This window comes from Paenibacillus cremeus (genome assembly GCF_007786445.1).
Taxonomy (GTDB): domain Bacteria; phylum Bacillota; class Bacilli; order Paenibacillales; family NBRC-103111; genus Paenibacillus_G; species Paenibacillus_G cremeus.
On record NZ_VNJI01000008.1, the window covers coordinates 85,546 to 104,007 of the forward strand.

Here is an 18,462-nt window from a genome sequence, read left to right on the forward strand (position 1 = left end):
ACATGAATACAGCGGTGCAGCGGACGCAGTCCATCGAAATCAATTTGCTGCAGATCCGGATGGAGGACGACAGGAGCAACAGTCGCGTCATTCCGGTGCTTCTAGTTGTCATGTTCGCAACGGCGACACTCGCGATGGGCTGGATCTGGTTCAGCTCGAAATCCGCCATCACGCAGACGAATGAATCGCTCAAGAGGGTGAACGCGCAAATTAAAGAAAGCCAGTCCAAGCTGGCAACGACACCGAGCATCGGGGGCATCGCGGATTTCATCGCGCTGCCGCAAGCCTTAAGCCAGAGCCGTCCGAATGCAACGGAGGTATTAGATAAGCTGGCTCCGTTGCTGCCTGCGGCGGCGAACATGACCTCACTCTCGTTTGAAGATGGCGGCAAGATCAAGCTGACCGGCAACTTCGCTTCCTCCGAAGAAGTGATTGCATTTATGCAGGCGGTGAAGTCCTCGGGGAGCTTCAGCCTAATCTCCACCACCGGCATGACGAAAACGCCGGCCGTTCCGGATGACAAAAACGCGTCGGCCAATGCCGAAGCACCACCGCTGCCGGTCATTCAGGCGACCTTTGACTTGAAATTTACGGCGGATGCTAACAAGAAAGGCTGAGTGACGCATGGGGGTATTTAGCAGCAGAAGAAACCAGATATTCGCCGCAGTGGTCGCGGCACTTGTGCTTGTCATGGTCTATGTCAACTTGGTTTCACCGATTCGCGCGGAACGACTGTCCCTGGAAAGGCAGCTGGCGCAGAAGCAAAAGGAGCTGGATGCCTTACACAAGCAATCGGAGGGCGCTTCAGCGTTAGGAGCGGCGGAGCAGGTCAATCTGGTGAAGGCGCGCACCAGAGTTCCCGAGGTGCCTGATGTGGAAGGATTGATTCGTAGCATGCGAATGCTGGAAACGGTCAGCAAAATGCAGCTGGCAAGCTACAACTTTGAAATTGGCAAGCCTGAGGCGCCGGGCAAACCGCAAGCGCCAGCTCCGGCAGCCGGCAGCGGTGGGGAGGCGGCACCTGCGGCGGCGAGTCTGTCGCTCGCCGTCCCGATCAAGCTGAACACGACTGCGAAAGGCGATTACCAGCAGGTGCACCGCTTCCTGGAGGAGCTTCAATCGTCAAACCGGCTCATGCAGGTTGATAAGCTGTCGTTTGCCATGAAGACCTCCACACCGGTCAAGCTGGAATCGCCAAGGCGCGAGATTGCGGTTAGCCTGTCGCTCGTCTCCTACTATGCTCCGGGCTTGCAAAAGTTTTATAAAACGCCGTTGCCGGTTCCGTTCACGAAGCCTGAGGGCCGGACGAACCCACTGTACTAACATTTTTTAAGAGAGGGGATGACATGATGAGTTCCATCGCCGAACAACCTGCTTCTGCTTCGCAAGCGTTATCGCTGAAAGAACTGCTTCGCATCTCCTACGACTCGAAAGCGTCCGACCTGCATATTAACTCCGGGACGGAGCCGCTCATGCGGCTGCACGGGAAGCTGATCAAGGTAATCGACACCGTACTGCGGCCTGAGGATACACAGCGCATGGCCAAAGAAATTTTGACCAACGAACAGCATGACCAGCTGACCAAGAAGGGCGAGGTCGATTTCTCCTTCGCTTTGCCCGGCTTGTGCCGGTACAGGGGGAATGTGTTCAAGCAAAAGCGGTCGATCAACATGGTGTTCCGCGTGCTGTCATCGAGCGTCCCCTCCTTGTTCAGCCTGAATTTGCCGGATCTGGTCCGCGAGTTCGCGCTGAAGCAGCAGGGGCTCATACTGTGTACAGGGCCGACGGGCAGCGGGAAATCGACGACGCTCGCCTCCATCATCGACTTCATCAACGAAACTCAGCGCAAGCACATTATCACGCTGGAGGATCCGATCGAATATATTCACTCGAGCAAGCACTGCCTCGTAGCGCAGCGGGAAATCGGCATCGATACGCTGTCATTCTCGAACGGCCTGCGGGCGGCGCTCCGGCAGGACCCCGATGTGATTCTGGTCGGAGAGATGCGCGACCTGGAAACGATTCAGACGGCGATCACGGCAGCCGAGACCGGCCACCTGGTGTTGGCGACGCTCCATACGCCGGATGCGCCTCAGACGGTCGACCGGATTATCGACGTGTTCCCGACCGAGCAGCAGCGGCAAATCCGCGTGCAGCTGGCCTCGGTGCTGATCAGCGTCTTGTCCCAGCGGCTCGTTCCCCGGATCGACGGCCAGGGGCGCGTCATGGCGCTGGAGGTGCTGGTCAACACGCCGGCGGTTGCCAACCTGATTCGACAGGAAAAAATTTACCAAATCAAATCGGTCATTCAGACGAGCCGCCACCTCGGGATGCAGACGATGGTCTCGAGCTTGAAGTCGCTCGTCGAGGAGGGCTTAATCCATCGGGATGCCGTCCGAGAATACGAAATGACCCTAGGAGAGGATTAAATGAACAGCCGACGTAAGCGACTGATGCTCGCTTCTCGCAGCCATTTTGAACTTCAATGGTTCAAAATTGCTGCCTTAGTAACTATGACGATCGTCTCGCAATCTTCGATGCTTGCAGGCGAAGCCTTAGCTGCCGCAGCGGCTCCAGCCGTTGCAAGCGTAAGTGTCTCGAGCAGCCCACTCAGCCAAGTGCAGGGGCTGAATTCCCTGGAGCGGAACAAGCTGTATGAAGGAATCACCTTCAATACGGCCGGGTGGCAGATCGGTACGATCGTATCCAAAGAGCCGTATGCCGTCGTGACTGCTTTTGATGAAAAGGGTCCGATCGTTCGCGTTTGGACGGGCGTATTGGTGCGCGAGGGCAGCGATTTGGAAACGAATTGGGATGAGCTTCGCGTGAGCACCGCTGGCAAGGTACTGCTTCATGTGACGGATTTGGACGCGACGATCCCGGGGTATTTTGCCTCGCCATCGAAGGACATGTTCAAGTCGAAGGCGTATTTGGGAGCCTACCCTTGGGCGGATATTCCTACCGACCCTGAGGCGGAGAAAGCAGGCAGCGACAAGGTCACATCCAACATCGCGCTGCATGTATACGGCAACATATCCATGGATAAGAGCGAAGTGGTCTCGACGAATCTGGGCCCGATCAAGAAGGAAGCGGCGATCCCTGATACCGTACCGGCGCTGAAGCGATTTGGGGAAATCGCGGTGCCGAAGCTGCCGGTCGATGCAACTACGCATTGGGCGAAGGACGAGATTCTAGATTTGATGAAAAAATCGATCATCGAAGGCTACGACGATCATACGATTCGCCCGGATCGCACCTTGTCGAGGGCGGAATTCCTCACGCTGCTGGTGAAGACGCTCGGTCTGAGCGCAGCTGGAAAGGGCACGATCACCGGCGAGGAGCTCGGCTACATTGATCTGAACACGCACTGGGCCTTGCCGGCGATCGAGGAAGCGCAGCAGTTCGGGCTGCTTGATAAGAAGCCGGCCTCGTTCAAGTTCGAGCCGGACGCGCCGATGTCGCGGATCGAGATGATCGGGCTGCTCGGACGCGTTTTACAGAAGTATGGTGCCGCTGGTAGCGGGGCGTCGGAAGCACCGGGCTTCAGCGACACCGGCAGCTTAACGGAGGCGAGCAAGGCGGCGCTTCAAGCGGTGGTTGGAGCCGGGATCGTCGGAGGATATCCTGACGGCACGTTCCGGCCGGATGGCAAGCTGACCCGCGCGGAAGCGTTCAAGGTCATTTCGAGATTGTTCCAGCTTTAGAGGAGACAGCGAGCCCAGCGGGGCATCACCTTTACGGGGAGGGATAATGATGAAGTGGATAAACAGATGGAAGAAGCATCGGGCTGGAATGCTGGCGGGGGTGCTGACCTTGGCGCTGACGGCGCCGGCGGTCGTGCCGGGAGGCGTGGCCTTAGCGGTGGACGACGGATGCCTTGGCATGACAGGCACAGGGACCTTATCGGCAACTGAAATTGTACAAAACGACGAGCTGATTCTGAGGTACACCTTGAATCCGAGCGGCACGCATACGGTGACGACCCACCGGGATCCGGTGGACGTTATTTTTGTGGCGGACTACTCGGGAAGTATGGCGAATCATATTAACTCCAGCAGCAGCTCGCCGATTCGGATGGATATGCTGAAGACGTCCTCGCAGACATTGACGAACAAATTGACGACGGCCGCAGCGCAGGATCGCCTCGGCTTGATTAAATTCAGTACAAACGCTTCGCTCGAGAAAAGTTTCACTACAAATTATGCGAGTGTGCAGACGGCCATCAACGCCTTGCAGCCGTATAGTTATACGAATATCGATGAGGCGCTGACACTGGCGAAATCCACGATGGCCTCATCCGGAGTCAATCAGACCAAGTATGTCATCCTGCTGACGGACGGTGCGGCTACACGATGGACGGACGACAAAGGGAAAGTGCAGAGCGGGGACCAACAGTCCGCGGACGAAGCGAAGAAATCAGCGGATCTGATCGCCCCGACGGGGGTCAAGGTGTATACTATCGCCCTGGCAGAGCCCGGCTCTACTGAAATCGACCTGAATTTGCTGCAATACATCGCAACGAAAACAGGCGCAGCGAGTTATCAGGCCAGCTCGACGCAGCAGCTCTCCGATATTTTCGATAATATTATCCATACACTTGATGCACCGGCGAAGCTGTCGAACATCGTGCTGCATCAGCCGCTTCCGGCAGGCTTTATTCTCGCCCCGGGGCGCAACGCGGCAGGCATCACCTTTGACAGCGCTAAGCAGGAAGCGCTCATTCCGGTGCCGGACGTCGCTTATCCGTTCCAGCAAACCAGCATTCCGCTGGAGCTGCATTTGATTCCTACCACGGCGGCAGGTGATTACCAGCTGCAGGACGCGCAGGTTGCCTACAAGGACGCTTGCAGCGCCAGCAAGCAGTTCACGATCCCCTTCGGCTCGACGATCTCGGTCAACGTTCGGGCGGTGGACAAGTACGGCAACGAATATTTAGGCAAAACCTCCGGTGATGTCATCCGCTTCCGTACCGGCGACAAAGCAAAGCAATGGACCATTCATGAAGTGAATTCGTCCGTAACCAGCATCAAATTCGAAGAAAACGACACGGTAGTTGTGGTGGGCTACAAGAATGGCAGCTCCCGTTGGGATCTCAAGCCGACCGCACCGTCCGACTTTACGCTGAAGGACGCCAGCGGAACGGTCATTCCGGATGCAAGCTGGCGTAAGGGGCCAGGCAAGCTCACTTCGATTTCCGGCTCCGCCTCGCAGCTTCCGGCTTCGACGGTGTACGCCAATGACGATTTCTCCGCCAAGTTCATTGCCGGCTACGAATTCGACATTGCCGGTGGCGAATGGCGAGCGTACGCCAGCGGCGACACGGTAACGCTTCCGGATGGCGGCAACACCGCGCTGAACGCTAGAGCCTTCACTAACGCGATTAGCGGCAGTGCCTCCCTTCCAGTGGGCGGCGCCCAGGCGTCCAGGACCGTATCGCTGGACAGCACGCCTCCACTGATCGGCTGGAAGAAGACGATCGACTATCCGTCCGACGATGCCACGATCACGATCGAAGCAACGGAGGATCTGAGCCCGCTCTCCAGCATTAAAGTGTGGCTGGACGGCAGCAAGAACCCGTCCATTACCGTGAGCGCAGGGCAATTCACCAAGAATGGCAGCACCTATTCCTACAAGTTTAAGCTGAGTGATGTCTACACCAACAAGGATGATCGGGCCGGCTGGCACCAAATCGTGTACGAAGCGACCTCGGTGGGCGGTGCGTCGAAGTCGGCGCCGGACTATTTTGTCGTCAATCCGGGTCCTTCCGCAGATCTCGTCCCAGATGGCTATACGCAAGATATGTACGCGGACAAGCCGGTTACGGTCAACGTCAAGAACCTCAAGCTGCCGGTGTCGGACAAGACGTTCGGCGACGTGTTCAAAGAAGGATTTACTCTGAAGGGCATGTACTACGTGATCAATACAACCTCGGGAACACCGGCGGCATCGGAGTGGAAGAAGATGGCGGCATCGCGTCTGACTGTAACGACCAAGACGGATTCCACGGAAGGCACCTACTACGTGCATCTGAAGCTGGTGGACAGCGAGAACATTGAAACGATCATCGAGTCGATGCCGATCAGCATGGATACGACGCAAAACCGCAATTAGCGCAAGTAGAAAGGGTGCCGTGCCGTGTACCGTAATGTTCGCAGAAGCAAGCCAATTCTTAACGAAGACGGCATATCACTGGTGGAAATCCTGGTCGGCGTCACGATTATGGCGATTATCAGTGTCACGTTGATGGGCCATTTTTTGAAGGCGTTGGACAAATCGGCCGAAGAAAGCCGCCGCATTATCGCTTCGAATTTATCCCGGCTGAAGGCGGCGGAGCTTCGCGACTACTTCAAAGATCAATATGCGTCCGTGGAGACGGCGTTAGGGAGCGATTCGTACTATGCCTTCACCGGCAACAGTGAGAAGGATCACACCACGAGGCTGATGCTCGGGCGGCTCGATCGCACCATCGTCAACGGGACGACCTATCGGTATCTGGTGGAGCTGGACAACCAATCGGTGAGAAAAAGCGAGCTGGACACGAAGCTGGACGCCTCGGATGGTTACTTAACCCGGATGCTGGTGACGGTATATTGGTCGGGGGACGAAACGTTCACGCCTTCACCGAACGCCTCGACAACGCTGGATACTTATCTCGTGAAAAGGTGGTAGCTGAGCCGTGCAGCAAAATGAAAAAGGCATGACCTTGATCGAAGTGCTGGCGGCGCTGCTCATCTTTTCCATGGTGACCACCCTCCTGTACTCCTTTCTGGTCATGGGTATCTCCATTTACAAGCGGGTCACCGTGGAAAGCCAGATGCGAAGTCAAGGGGACACGTTGTACAGCCAAATTATTTCGGAGCTGAAGGATGCGATCTATGTTCAGCAGTCCCAGCCCGACTCGGAAATCCGTTATGCGAAAAAATCGGCTGACCCGAAAGCCTACATCGAATTGTATGTGATGAAGCTGATTCCGGATGCGGTCTCGGGCGGCCGGATCGAGGTGCGGAGGGCTGGCGCAAGCGCAGGTCCGCCGGATCAAGTATTTCAGCTCGGGAGCAAATTTACGATCGACGGTGGCAGCCTGACGGAAGTCAGTCACGACCTAGTGCAGGTGAGGCTGACGTACATCCGAAGCCACTCGGAAGCGCTGAAGGTGCTGGACAACCCCAGGCTCGAGATCGATTCGCAAATCCCGCTGTTTCGCAGCGACTAACATTCTAGCGGCATGACAAAGCACTGTCGACAACCGACATCGGGTTCACCGGCTGTAACGGTTGCGACAAAGGAGGAAATCGAACCGATGCGCACCGAGCATCAAGACCCTGCCAAAGGCCCTTCCGGGCAAGGCAAAGAAGAAGGCTCTGCGCTCGTCATCGCCCTCCTGGCCGTCGTCGTGATGACGGTCCTCGGCCTTGTGCTGATGGATGTGCTGCGAGGCGGCATGGTGCAGGCGGTGACGACGGAGGGCGGCATCCAGGCGGAGGCCATCGCCCAGAAGGGGCTGGACGATACGCTGGCGCTGCTGCGCGGGGCCGTCGCCCAAGGCGAGAAGGGTACCGACTATCGCGGGCGAATCAATCTGGTCGACGCGAAGCTGGCCGAAGCCGTCGTTTTTCTGCACGACAAGCCGGATGTGGAGGCCAAGAAGGGTACCTACCACATCGAGCTGTTATCCGATGAGACCAAGATGAATCCTGAGCTAAGCCCGGTGAAGCCGGTGACTAGCCCGGATTTCCCGTATGTGCGCAAGTTCGTGATTAAGTCCACCGGCGTCATCGAAAGCAAGCCCGAGAAGCGGGTTACGAAGCAGATGACGGTTTATGTCAGCACGATCAATCCGGTGTTCCGCTATCCGGTGTCGAGCGGCAAAGATTTAACGATGAACGGCACGCCGTATGTGACGGGCGACGTTCTCGTTCGCGGAGACAGCTTCCTTGTCGGCGACGAGGCGTTTTTCACCGGAGTTCGGGGCAGCAAATACGGGCTTCCGACGGGGCTGCCGGCGCTTCGCGGATTTTTGCGGGTGGATGGCGACGGCGTAGCCGGGGGCATTCAGAAGTACTACTCCAAGCTCAGCGACGGCACCGATGCCTCCAGCGACCTGCTCGACCCGGCTTATTTTACGGACCAGTATTTCCCGCTGGAGGATGCGTCGCTGGATAATGATGTCGCTGTCGATGCCGCCGCCTATGTGAAGGACAAAGCGGAAACGAAGCTGAACAGCCGGCTGAGCACGGGCTTCGGCTCGACGGTTACCGGATTGCTGGATTACACGCTCTATAACTCGGCGAATGCCTCCAGCGTGCTTTACGACGGCGAATGGGTCACCGTTCAAGGCAATGTAACGAATGGCAATGGCTCGGCTGATGCCGACCTGTTCGTCAATAGCGGCGTGCTGATGATGGATGACGAGAATGGCAGCCTGACGGTGAAGCGCGGCAGCATCTACATCAAGTCGCCGGACAGCAACCTGGTCGCGGCGGATTTGCGGGGGAAGCTGAACGTCGATGAGGACCGGTTTGTAGCGGTAGATGGAAACGTGACGCTGAACCAGGGGTTTGATTTTCCACGGGGCAGCATGTATATCAAAGGCGATTTAAAGATTATCGGCAACATTCGCCTCCAAGGCACGGTGTATGTGGACGGCAATGTAGAGCTGAAAGAGATGAAGTCGATCAATAAGAAGCTGAACGCGGCCGACGAGCCGATCCCGCTCATTATTGTCGCTTCCGGGGAGATTGTTTTAGGGAACAACACGAACGAGAACAACGAGGAAGTCAGGGCGTTCCTGTATTCGAAGAAAAATATGACGCTCTACGGCGTCATCTCCAAGCTGAATCTGCTCGGCGGCATTCACGGGGAATCCGGGGTGGAGCTGAACGCGGTACGCGGCGAGCTGTCCTCGGCCGGTCTCACGCCGACCGTGTATGCGGGACCGGCGTGGAGCGGGCAAACCGTTCAGCCGGGTCAGCAGAGTATGGCGGCGGATACGTCGAGGCTGCAAATTTTTTACGATAACAACCTGTACGACAAGCCCCCTTACGGCATCCCGATCACGAGCCAATTCAATGTTTTTGTGAAGGATATTCAGTATTTGAAATGAAAATTTTGAAAGGAGGCACCCCCTATGTCACTCAAAATTTTGGTTGTAGACGACACTAAGTTTATGCGCAAGATGCTGACTGATATTTTGAAGCAGTTCGGATACGAGGTGGTTGGTGAAGCGGAAAATGGCAGACAAGCAGTGCAGCGCTACGAGGAGCTGCGGCCGGATGTCGTCATTCTGGATATCACGATGCCTGAGATGGACGGGATTGAGGCGATGAAGGAAATTCGCCGTTTTGATCCGCAGGCGATCGTCCTGATCTGCTCGGCGATGAGCCAGCAGGACCTTATCTCCGAGGCGCTGAAGGCAGGGGCGAACGGGTATGTGATGAAGCCGTTCAAGCCGATCCGGGTCAATGAAATTATCCGGAAGTACGGCGTCCCCCGTTCAGGCGGCGAGGCGAAGCTGGAGGAAGCGGCAGCTGAGGCTCCGGAGGCTCCAGAAGCGCTGGAGGCCGAGGCCGATCAGGCGCTCGTGATGCCGGAGGCGGCGGTCGAGGCTGCGGCAGCGGCAGAAGCCCCGGCGCCGGTGCCGGCAGAGGCGGAGGCCGTCGCAGCCGAAGCGGCTGCCGAGGCCGAGGTGGCCGCCGCAGCGGAGGAAGCGGCAGCGGCCGCAGCGCTCGAAGCCTCTGCCGAGCCGGCGCCCGCGGAGGCGCCGCAGGAGGCGTCGGCGGACGTGGGCCTGCTGGCCGCCGACGAAGAGGCCGAAGCGCGCTCGGAGCAGGAATACCTCGAGCTGGCGCAGCTGCTGCAGGAGGAGGGCGACACCGCTTACCTGCCTTCGGCAGTGGTCGAGGAAGCGGCCGAGGAAGCGGGGCTTGCTCCGGCAGCGGAAGACAGCCTGCAGCTGTCCGAGAGCGAGCCGCTCGCAAGCGAGTCCTTCGCCGCTGAGGCGGAAGAGCCGGCGGCGGAGCTGCCTGAGCCGGAGCCGCCGCTCAGCGAGGCGGTGCCGGAAGCGCTGCCTGAGCTTGCGGCGTCCGTCGAGCTGCCGTCCGAGCTGGACGAAGCGGAGCTGAGCCTGGAGGAGCTGAACGACCTGACGCTGAATATGGCGGAGGAAGAAAGCGCAGTCCTAGCGCCATCAGTCGAGACCGCACCGGAGCCGCCTGCTGCTCCTCCTGCGGCACCAGAGCCCCCGGCAGCTGTAGAGCCGGAGCCTGCGCAGCAAGCGAATTCGAAATCAAGCATGTCCGTAATAGATGGCGGGAAAATTATTAATTTATTCAGGGGGAATGAACCGATGAAAAACTTCACCAGCTTCACCAGCAGCTATATGTGCAATTGGAATGAAGAAGTGAGCGGGGACATGACTAATTTTCTCGTCATCTGCACGGAAAGCGAAAACCGCGTCGCCATCGAAATGACCGGCAGCGGCAATCAGAAGCAGACGATCAACTTCACGATCGACGGCTTCAACCAGCTGGCAAGCTGGCTGCATACGCAATTGAATCACTCCGGCTCCAGTGTGAGAGAGTTTTCCAAGCGCGCGGATTAAGGGAGTCATTGACATCGCCGGCATCGGCTCTATTTTGAAAGGGGAAATCAGCTATGGATGGGCAGCTATGGGTCTTACTAGTTCCGCTATTTTTCATCGGTGCTTTGTTCGGTTCGTTCTTTAACGTGGTCGGGATTCGGGTTCCCCGGGGGCAATCGGTGGTGCATCCCCGATCCAGCTGCGGCAGCTGCCATCAGACGCTCGGGCCGGTCGACCTGATCCCGATCTTCGGCTGGCTGCTTCGAAAGGGCAAGTGCCATTACTGCGGGACCCCCATATCCGGCGTCTATATGCTGGGGGAGCTGGCCGGAGGCGTGCTCTTCGCCGCCCTCCCCCTCCTCTTCCCTGATCATCTCGAGGAGCTGTGGATTGCATATCCGCTCGTGTCCGTGCTGCTGATTTTGACTGTGAGCGATCTGAAATACATGCTGCTGCCGAACAAAATCATCTACCCGGCTATGCTGCTGTTCACGCTGCTGCGTCTCCTGAACCATCCGCTTCCGCTGTGGCATTACGCCTTGGGCTTCGTGCTCGGCGGCGGCATTCTGATCAGCGTCTCCCTGATCGCTACGTGGATGGGCAAGCCGGCGATGGGCTTCGGCGACATCCGGCTGATGGCGTTGATTGGCCTTGTGATTGGCGTTAAGCTCGTTCTGCTCTGCGTGTTCCTGTCTGCGCTCCTCGGCAGTGTGATTGGCCTGGCGCTGATCGGATCGGGCAAGCTGAGCCGCAGCACACCGATTCCGTACGGTCCCTTCATTGCCGTCGGCAGTCTCGTCTCCTATTGCTATGGCGATCCGCTCGTATCGTGGTATTTGGATCTGATCACCTTGTAAGGCAAAGGCTTGCTGAATTTTAAACCATAAAGAGAGGTCGATGATTCATGGATTGGTTTCGTTCTCAATCGTTCCGAGCGAAGCTGCAGCTTGGGTACTATACAATCGTTGTGTTTTACACCCTGGTGATTTTGTTCCTGATGCTGATAGCCAACATTTCCGTCGTGATCGGGTTGGTGTCGTCCCTGGTGCTGATGCTGATCAGCTTCCCGTTCATCAACTTTATGGAAAAAGCGCTGACGGAGCCCATTGAGGACGTATCCCGTATTGCGATGAACATCGCCAAGGGAGATTTTACCCAGACGGTCGATGCCACCTCCAATGACGCTTTGGGCGAAATGGGACGTTCGTTCAACGGGATGATCGTGAAATTGAAGGAGTTGCTTAACGAAACAACGGCGATTTCCAAGCATGTAGCGGATTCGAGCCGGGACATTTATTCCAAAAATGAGGGCATCAACTCGATGCTGGTCGAGGCCACCAGCTCCGTCACGAATCTGGCTTCCGGTGCCAATGAAATTTCGGGCGCGGTGTTTACCAGCTTTTCGGTGGTCAAGGACATCGAGTCCAAAGTATCGGACTATGCGGAGTCGACGAAGGAGATGAACCGGCGCTGCGAGCAGACGCTGGAGCTGGTGCAGCGCGGGATGCGCGCAGTCGAGAGCCAGGCGGAGAGCGTGAAGCATAACGTGATCGCGACGACGAATGTGGCGGGCACGATCGATGAGCTGGTGAAGGAAGCGATGGGCATCAGCAAAATCACCCGCACGATCTCCGAGATCGCTGAGCAGACGAACCTGCTGTCGCTGAACGCATCCATTGAAGCGGCACGGGCCGGCGAGCACGGCAAAGGCTTCTCAGTCGTTGCCCACGAGGTGCGCAAGCTGGCGGAGGAATCGTCCCGTTCCGCGAAGGAAGTGTTCCATCTGGTGCGGAACATCGAGCACAGCATCCGGCAAGCCCGGCAAAACATTCAGATCAACGAAGACATCGCAAACCGCCAAAGCCTGTCCATTGACGAAACCGAGAAGGTGTTCGGGCAAATGGTCGAAAGCGTCGAGTTCATTACGAACCGGATGAACGTGTTTACCGGCGAGAGCCAGAAGATGCAGGAGGCCGCTAAGGTGATTGCCGGCACGATGGAGAACATCTCGGCGATTACGCAGGAGTCGGCTGCCGCTACGGAGCAAGTGTCCTCCTCGATGATCGAGCAGACCAGCTCGGTCCGCGCCGTCGTTTCCCAGTCCGAGCAAATGCTCCGGATGGTGACACAGCTGCAGCGGACAATCCAAATTTTTAAACTGTGACCGACAGCGAGCTCGTAATCCAGTAGTAGTGCATCAGCAGAATGCCTACATAGACAACCACGGACAAGTTAAGCAAGCCTCTAATCAATAGCCGCTTTCCTATTCTCGCCGCGAGGAAGAATAGGGACAGCGGCAATGCTATTTTTAGGGCATAAAAGCCTAGATACATATGCTCATAAAGGAACTCCATGATAGGATTCGCTTCTCCGATAAGGTGAAGCCGAAGGCCTATATCCGTAAGCCCGGCATCCAGGACGCTGGCGATTAACACAAAGCCGATTAACAGTCGGTTCATTCGAATCACTCCGATCAGGACATTTGAACTACTTGAGTTGACTTCATTATAAGTAATTTGGGAACAAAAAGATGCAATGCAGGTGCATTATAAGGCTGGGTATAAGGATGCGCTTGGTGCGGCGGCGTATAGCCTTCTCGGCATAGATGTCAAGCGGGCTTGTCCGGCTTTTATGCTTGTGCCTTGTGCCTAATAGCTTCAGGTCTCGTTCCTCTTCACTCTTCAGAGTACCCCGGGCGCTTGCGCTCTCCCGTTCCTCGGCTGTGATCCTATCACTAGTATAGCCACGAATGCTATAAAACTAGACTTGTACTAAATGTATATGCGGCAGGGCGAGAAAATATTCCTAAAATTTTAAAAAATATAGATTCTATACAAAATAGGAAATAGGTTGTGATATTGGGGGAATTGATAAAGGCAAGCCCGTACAAAAGTCCAGGACGCAAAGCCATGACTAAGGCATTAGAGCTAAGGTTTACGGGTTGCCGAATAGCGCAGGATGCAAGAGCTATTCAATTTCCCTATTGAATGGCTTTTTTTGTTGGACGGAGCGAGAGTAAGAGCTCATAGAGAGATGAATGATGAACTGGAAAAGCTTGCGTCTGAAGGTGTTGTTTGGGTTTTCATTCGAGCCCATTCAATCAGCCGTGAGAGATGTGATGACCCAAATTCAAGAGGCATCCGCCGCCGTTCAGCTGATGGCGGGAGGAACCGAGCAGATGGTGCAGTCCATGCGCTTTATTGCCGAATAGTACGATGGAATCGCTGATCCTTATGCATAAGAATACCGTCTCTGACTCATGATATCCATAAGTAACCAGTTCTACATAAAAATCCAAGGAGGCATTCTTCGTGGCAGATAAACGCGTTGACCAGACCCCTGACGATTCACGGCGCCGTTTCCTGAAGTATACCGGTACCGCCATTGGCGGCGCGGTGGTGGGGGGCGTGATTGGCAGTGCGATCACCGGAGGCTTTAAGAAAAAAAATGCGGCTCCCGCCCCTTCCCCATCTCCGGCGCCTCAGGCTCAGGCATCGGTTGATTTTAACGTTGCACCGATGTTTTTCAACCAGGCGCAGATGGCCATCGCCGAAGCGGCGGCTGAGCGGATTTTCCCCAAGGACGAAAGCGGTCCGGGCGCGGCGGAGCTGGGGGTCGCATTTTACATTGACCATCAGCTGGCCAGTCCCTGGGGCGTGAATGCCCGCACGTATCGCATGGGGCCGTTTGTGAAAGGAGAAGTGACGCAGGGTGATTATTTAAGCATTCAGCGGCACGAGCTGATTACGATGGGGCTGCAGAGCTTGGAGGACACGAGCAAATCAAAGTATTCCAAGTCGTTCGTGGAGCTGGCGCCGGAGGAGCAGGATGCGATTCTCACCTCGATGGAAAAAGGCGAAATCAACGTCGTCAATGGCGTGACGGGCAAAACCTTTTTCAACCAATTCCGGGTTCTCGTGATGGAAGGCGTCTATTCGGATCCGCTGTACGGCGGCAACAAAAATATGCTGGGCTGGAAAATGCGCAAATACCCGGGCAACCAGATGAGCTACGCCGAGATTATGGACAAGGACCAGTTCGTCGCGATGGAGCCGCGCAGCCTGCACGATCATTATGCGGCGCATTAATGCACCTAGCCGATGCTTAGGAAACTTAGGAAAGGAACATACATATGGCTAATAAATTGCCGAAGGTCCCCGTCGTCATCGTAGGGATGGGATGGGTAGGCGGGATTATCGCCGCCGAGCTGACCAAGCAGGGCACCAAAGTGGTCGGGTTGGAGCGGGGCAAGCCGCGCTCCACGGAGGATTATTATATGGTGCATGACGAGCTTCGCTATGCTTCCAGATATGATCTGATGCAGGATTTGTCCAAGGAGACGGTCACCTTCCGGAACACGGATAAACTGGCGGCGGTCCCGATGCGCGAATACGGCTCATTCTTGCTGGGCGAGGGCTTGGGCGGAGCGAGCATCCATTGGAACGGGCAGACGTACAGGTTTTTGCCCTATGATTTTGAAATTTACAGTAAAACGGTGGAGCGATACGGCAAGCAAAAAATTCCCGATGGCATGACGATCCAAGACTGGGGGGTCACTTACGATCAGCTGGAGCCCTATTTCGATAAATTCGAGAAGATGGCGGGCATCTCGGGCGATCAAGAGCAGAATCCGCTGGTCGGCAAGCGTTCTAGTCCGTTTCCCACCAAGCCGATGACCAAAACGCCCATGCTGAAGCTGTTCGAAGACGCGACGAAGAAGCTGGGCTACCACCCGTACATGATGCCGTCCGCCAACCTGTCGGAGCAGTATACGAACCCGGATGGGATTACGCGCGCGCCCTGTCAATATTGCGGCTACTGTGAACGCTTCGGCTGTGAGTATGGGGCAAAGGCGGATATGGTCGTCACCGTTCTGCCGATCGCCCAGAAGTCGGGGAACTTCGAGCTCCGCTCCTACTCGAATGTAGTTCAGGTGCTCAATGACGGTAAAAAAGCCACCGGCGTGCTGTACGTGAATACCGTGACCGGCGAGCAGTTCGAGCAGCCGGCCGATGTGGTCATCATGGCCAGCTACGTGTTCAATAACGTCCGGCTGCTGCTGACGTCCAAGCTGGGCAAGCCGTACGATCCGGCGACGGGCAAGGGTGTTATCGGCAAAAACTACTGCTACCAAACAAATGGAGGCTCGGCAACCGGCTTTTTTGACAATAAAGAATTCAACCTGTATGCCGGGGCGGGGTCACTCGGGATGGAGATTCCAGATTTTAACGGTGACAACTTTGACCACAGCAACCTTAACTTCATCCATGGCGCGGGGATCCGAATCTCTCAGACGGGGCAGCGGCCGATCGCGACCAACTCCGTTCCGAAAGGGATGCCTGCCTGGGGCAAAGACTTCAAGAAGCAGTCGCTGAAATATGCGAACAGCGTTTTGGCCGTCTCGCCTCAGGGCAGCAGCATGCCGTGGAGACATCATTATTTGGACCTCGATCCGACCTATAAGGATGCTTACGGACTGCCGCTGATCCGCGTCACCTTTGATTTTGAAGAGCAGGATCGGCAAATGATCAAATTCGTCAGCGGCAAAGCGGCCGAAATTATGAAGGAGATGGGCCCGACGACCATAGGGTCCTCCGACCAGCTGGGACCGTATAATATCGTTCCGTACCAGTCCACCCATAACACGGGCGGCGTCATTATGGGAGCGGATCCGTCGACGTCTGCCGTCAATTCGTATTTGCAGATGTGGGATGCGGAGAATGTGTTTGTGATCGGGGCGTCGGCGTTTGCCCATAACAGCGGCTACAATCCTACGGCTACAGTCGGCGCGCTGGCCTACAGGGCTGTCGAGGGGATCGCCAAATATTTGAAGCAGGGCGGTATGGTCGTTTAGAGCGAGGGGGATGGCATGGACCAAGAGGATTGGATCGTTCATTTGACCGAAATCCGCAAGCGGCTGCTCATCGTTGGGGCTTGGTTCGTGGTCACGCTGGGCGCGGGGCTGTACATCTCGCCGCATCTGCTGCTGTATATGAAAACGCAGCCGCTTATTGGGGACATCCAGTGGAACGTGTTTTCGTTTACGGATGGGCTGATGATCTACATGAAGTGCGCGTTCCTGTTTGCGCTGCTGGTCACGCTGCCGGTGCTGCTTTACCAGGTGTGGGCCTTCGTTCGGCCCGGCTTGACCGAGGCCGAGTCGCGGAGCGCGCTTCCGTATATCCCTGTGGCTTTTGCGCTGTTCCTCATCGGCGCAGCGTTCAGCTACTGGGTGGTGTTTCCGATGATGATCCGGTTTATGATGCGCATGAATCAGACGATCGGGGCGGTAGAGACGTACGGCATCGACCGCTACTTCGCTTTCTTGTTCCAGCTGGTGTTTCCGATGGCCATGGCGTTTGAGCTGCCCGTGGTGCTGCTGTTTTTGACCAAAATCGGACTGCTGACGCCGGAGCGGCTGAAAGGATCGCGTAAATACGCCTATCTCGGGCTGACGATCGCAGGCTCCTGCATTTCGCCACCCGATATGATCTCCCACCTTTCGGTGACGGTGCCGCTCATTTTGTTGTTCGAGATCAGCGCCATGGTGGCCGGCTGGCAGTGGAGAGCGATGCAGCAAAGACTGGCCAACAGCTAAGGAAATGTGAAAAGAGGTGAACGGAATGTTCAACAATATCGGCGTATCCGGGTTGATTTTAATTTTGGCAATCGCGTTAATTGTGTTCGGGCCATCCAAGCTGCCGCAGCTGGGACGCGCGTTCGGAGACACGCTGCGTGAATTTCGCAACTCTACCCGCAGCATTGTGGAGGACGATCGGGACGACAATCCTATGATTGAGCATGAGGGAAAAAGGCCGATGTGAACGTAATGTATGGTATAATGAGGAAAAAGCAGTGCCGCTCCTGGTTCGTGAGGAAGCACTGCTTTTTTTGTCCTTGAAGGGAGATGAACAAAGCATGGCTAGGAGACTGAATACGAATGTGGCTGGCGATTTATATGTTAACGACGCCTGTATCAACTGCGATACCTGCCGTCAGTTAGCGCCGGACACGTTCGCGGAAATCGGCGGATATTCGGCTGTGAGCTGCCAGCCCGTGGCAATCATTTGGCGTGGAATCGGGAGGAGCAAGGGCTGGAAGGCTTCCAAGATTACTGCTGGTACTCATGGAAGGAGCAAGTAAAGTCGCTCGAGCGGCTGCGGCAGGAGACGTTCGAATGGGTGCTGCCGGGGCATGGGGATCGGATTCATTTGCCGGCATCCGGCATGAGGGAGGCCATGACGGCGATGCTGCAGCGGTATGGCGTTTCTTAGGTGTTCAAACGTGATCGGCAGAAGTCCGAAAACCCAATGTGAGCGTGGGTTTTCGGCTCTCCCGAAGCACTAGCGTATCTTGGCAAACGAAATCCAGCTCAGTAAATTAATCCGCGATTTTTTGCCTTTCTCTTTGACCAGCCCATAAAATTCACCGAGAAATTGCTCCCACTTCTTCCCGATGTCTTTTCGCGCGTTGTCATTTTCCAAGACGGTATGTATGCTCTGGTTCACAGCCTGCTCCAGATGCTTCAACGCTTCCTTCAAATGATGATCGATCGCTTGGTCCTGCACACCGTCCCTCCTACTCTGAAGCAATTTCTTGGTCCAGCCTTCGTTTCATTCGTTCAAATTGCGCTTCGGCAACAATATCCTCGATTTCGTCTCGGGCCACCTGAACGGCGTATTTGATTTTATCCGTCAAGCCTGAACCGGTTTGAACGCCATCCTCGACCAGAGGCTTCCATGTGCTCTTGAGTATGGGCACAAGGGTAGAGGCTGCGACGGCCAAGGCAGCGCCGACGATCCATTTTTCGGCTTGTCTATCCAGCATGAACTCATTCCTCCTAATTTCACTCTCATGTGGAAAATAAAAAAAGCAAAGCCTAT

Annotated in this window: 20 protein-coding genes, 1 pseudogene and 1 riboswitch; of the genes and pseudogenes, 18 read left to right on the plus strand and 3 right to left on the minus strand. The window is 56.0% G+C overall.

Annotated features, from left to right (window positions below; all coding sequences use genetic code 11):
• The first annotated feature begins 2 nt into the window (after positions 1–2).
• From FPZ49_RS08395 to FPZ49_RS08445, 11 genes and pseudogenes are all read left to right on the plus strand, one after another.
• Positions 3–617, plus strand: coding sequence for a PilN domain-containing protein (locus FPZ49_RS08395; protein ID WP_144845478.1), 615 nt, complete (start codon positions 3–5; stop codon positions 615–617).
• Positions 618–624: 7 nt separating this feature from the next.
• Positions 625–1,323 (plus strand): type II secretion system protein GspM, encoded by a 699-nt coding sequence (gene gspM, locus FPZ49_RS08400; RefSeq protein ID WP_144845480.1) that lies wholly within the window; start codon positions 625–627, stop codon positions 1,321–1,323.
• Positions 1,324–1,349: 26 nt separating this feature from the next.
• Positions 1,350–2,429 (plus strand): type IV pilus twitching motility protein PilT, encoded by a 1,080-nt coding sequence (locus FPZ49_RS08405; RefSeq protein WP_144845636.1) that lies wholly within the window; start codon positions 1,350–1,352, stop codon positions 2,427–2,429.
• Positions 2,430–3,704 (plus strand): S-layer homology domain-containing protein, encoded by a 1,275-nt coding sequence (locus FPZ49_RS08410; RefSeq protein WP_144845482.1) that lies wholly within the window; start codon positions 2,430–2,432, stop codon positions 3,702–3,704.
• Positions 3,705–3,753: 49 nt separating this feature from the next.
• Positions 3,754–6,111: a vWA domain-containing protein gene (locus FPZ49_RS08415; protein ID WP_222429887.1), complete on the plus strand. Its 2,358-nt coding sequence runs from the start codon at positions 3,754–3,756 to the stop codon at positions 6,109–6,111.
• 24 nt (positions 6,112–6,135) lie between these two features.
• Positions 6,136–6,669, plus strand: coding sequence for a type IV pilus modification PilV family protein (locus tag FPZ49_RS08420; RefSeq protein WP_144845486.1), 534 nt, complete (start codon positions 6,136–6,138; stop codon positions 6,667–6,669).
• 7 nt (positions 6,670–6,676) lie between these two features.
• Positions 6,677–7,213 (plus strand): PulJ/GspJ family protein, encoded by a 537-nt coding sequence (locus FPZ49_RS08425; protein ID WP_144845488.1) that lies wholly within the window; start codon positions 6,677–6,679, stop codon positions 7,211–7,213.
• 87 nt (positions 7,214–7,300) lie between these two features.
• Positions 7,301–9,103: a hypothetical protein gene (locus FPZ49_RS08430; protein ID WP_144845490.1), complete on the plus strand. Its 1,803-nt coding sequence runs from the start codon at positions 7,301–7,303 to the stop codon at positions 9,101–9,103.
• Positions 9,104–9,127: 24 nt separating this feature from the next.
• A pseudogene (locus FPZ49_RS36370) lies at positions 9,128–9,478 on the plus strand (response regulator); the annotation flags it as partial.
• A 1,175-nt stretch (positions 9,479–10,653) separates the two neighbouring features.
• Positions 10,654–11,436: a prepilin peptidase gene (locus FPZ49_RS08440; RefSeq protein ID WP_144845492.1), complete on the plus strand. Its 783-nt coding sequence runs from the start codon at positions 10,654–10,656 to the stop codon at positions 11,434–11,436.
• Positions 11,437–11,483: 47 nt separating this feature from the next.
• Complete coding sequence (locus tag FPZ49_RS08445) at positions 11,484–12,743, plus strand: methyl-accepting chemotaxis protein (RefSeq protein ID WP_144845494.1); 1,260 nt, start codon at positions 11,484–11,486, stop codon at positions 12,741–12,743.
• Here the strand turns inward: FPZ49_RS08445 and FPZ49_RS08450 are convergent.
• Entirely contained in the window at positions 12,733–13,038 is a 306-nt protein-coding gene (locus tag FPZ49_RS08450) for a DUF5658 family protein (protein ID WP_144845496.1), read from the minus strand. The genes FPZ49_RS08445 and FPZ49_RS08450 overlap by 11 nt on opposite strands.
• Before the next feature lie 406 nt (positions 13,039–13,444).
• A riboswitch (cyclic di-GMP riboswitch) is annotated at positions 13,445–13,528 on the plus strand.
• A gap of 88 nt (positions 13,529–13,616) precedes the next feature.
• On the opposite strand from FPZ49_RS08450, the gene FPZ49_RS35450 reads away from it, so the two are divergent.
• The 7 genes from FPZ49_RS35450 (at position 13,617) to FPZ49_RS35455 (ending at position 17,853) form a co-directional block, all read left to right on the plus strand.
• Entirely contained in the window at positions 13,617–13,790 is a 174-nt protein-coding gene (locus FPZ49_RS35450; protein ID WP_186445689.1) for a hypothetical protein, read from the plus strand.
• 100 nt (positions 13,791–13,890) lie between these two features.
• The gene (locus tag FPZ49_RS08455) at positions 13,891–14,667 is read left to right on the plus strand and encodes a gluconate 2-dehydrogenase subunit 3 family protein (RefSeq protein ID WP_144845498.1); all 777 of its coding nucleotides are present in this window, start codon (positions 13,891–13,893) and stop codon (positions 14,665–14,667) included.
• A gap of 44 nt (positions 14,668–14,711) precedes the next feature.
• Positions 14,712–16,433: a GMC family oxidoreductase gene (locus FPZ49_RS08460; protein WP_144845500.1), complete on the plus strand. Its 1,722-nt coding sequence runs from the start codon at positions 14,712–14,714 to the stop codon at positions 16,431–16,433.
• Between the two features lie 15 nt (positions 16,434–16,448).
• The gene (gene tatC, locus FPZ49_RS08465; protein WP_144845502.1) at positions 16,449–17,177 is read left to right on the plus strand and encodes a twin-arginine translocase subunit TatC; all 729 of its coding nucleotides are present in this window, start codon (positions 16,449–16,451) and stop codon (positions 17,175–17,177) included.
• Between the two features lie 25 nt (positions 17,178–17,202).
• A complete protein-coding gene (locus tag FPZ49_RS08470; protein ID WP_144845504.1) occupies positions 17,203–17,403 on the plus strand; it encodes a twin-arginine translocase TatA/TatE family subunit in 201 nt (66 codons plus the stop codon).
• A gap of 94 nt (positions 17,404–17,497) precedes the next feature.
• A complete protein-coding gene (locus FPZ49_RS37440) occupies positions 17,498–17,722 on the plus strand; it encodes a ferredoxin (RefSeq protein ID WP_144845506.1) in 225 nt (74 codons plus the stop codon).
• A complete protein-coding gene (locus tag FPZ49_RS35455; RefSeq protein ID WP_186445694.1) occupies positions 17,647–17,853 on the plus strand; it encodes a hypothetical protein in 207 nt (68 codons plus the stop codon). The genes FPZ49_RS37440 and FPZ49_RS35455 overlap by 76 nt, the downstream gene beginning before the upstream one ends.
• A 69-nt stretch (positions 17,854–17,922) precedes the next feature.
• On the opposite strand, the gene FPZ49_RS08480 is transcribed toward FPZ49_RS35455, so the two are convergent.
• Both FPZ49_RS08480 and FPZ49_RS08485 read right to left on the minus strand, forming a co-directional pair.
• The gene (locus tag FPZ49_RS08480; protein ID WP_144845508.1) at positions 17,923–18,147 is read right to left on the minus strand and encodes a hypothetical protein; all 225 of its coding nucleotides are present in this window, start codon (positions 18,145–18,147) and stop codon (positions 17,923–17,925) included.
• 10 nt (positions 18,148–18,157) lie between these two features.
• Positions 18,158–18,406 carry a DUF5132 domain-containing protein gene (locus FPZ49_RS08485; RefSeq protein ID WP_144845510.1) on the minus strand — a complete coding sequence of 83 codons (249 nt, stop codon included), beginning with the start codon at positions 18,404–18,406 and terminating at the stop codon, positions 18,158–18,160.
• Positions 18,407–18,462 lie beyond the last annotated feature (56 nt).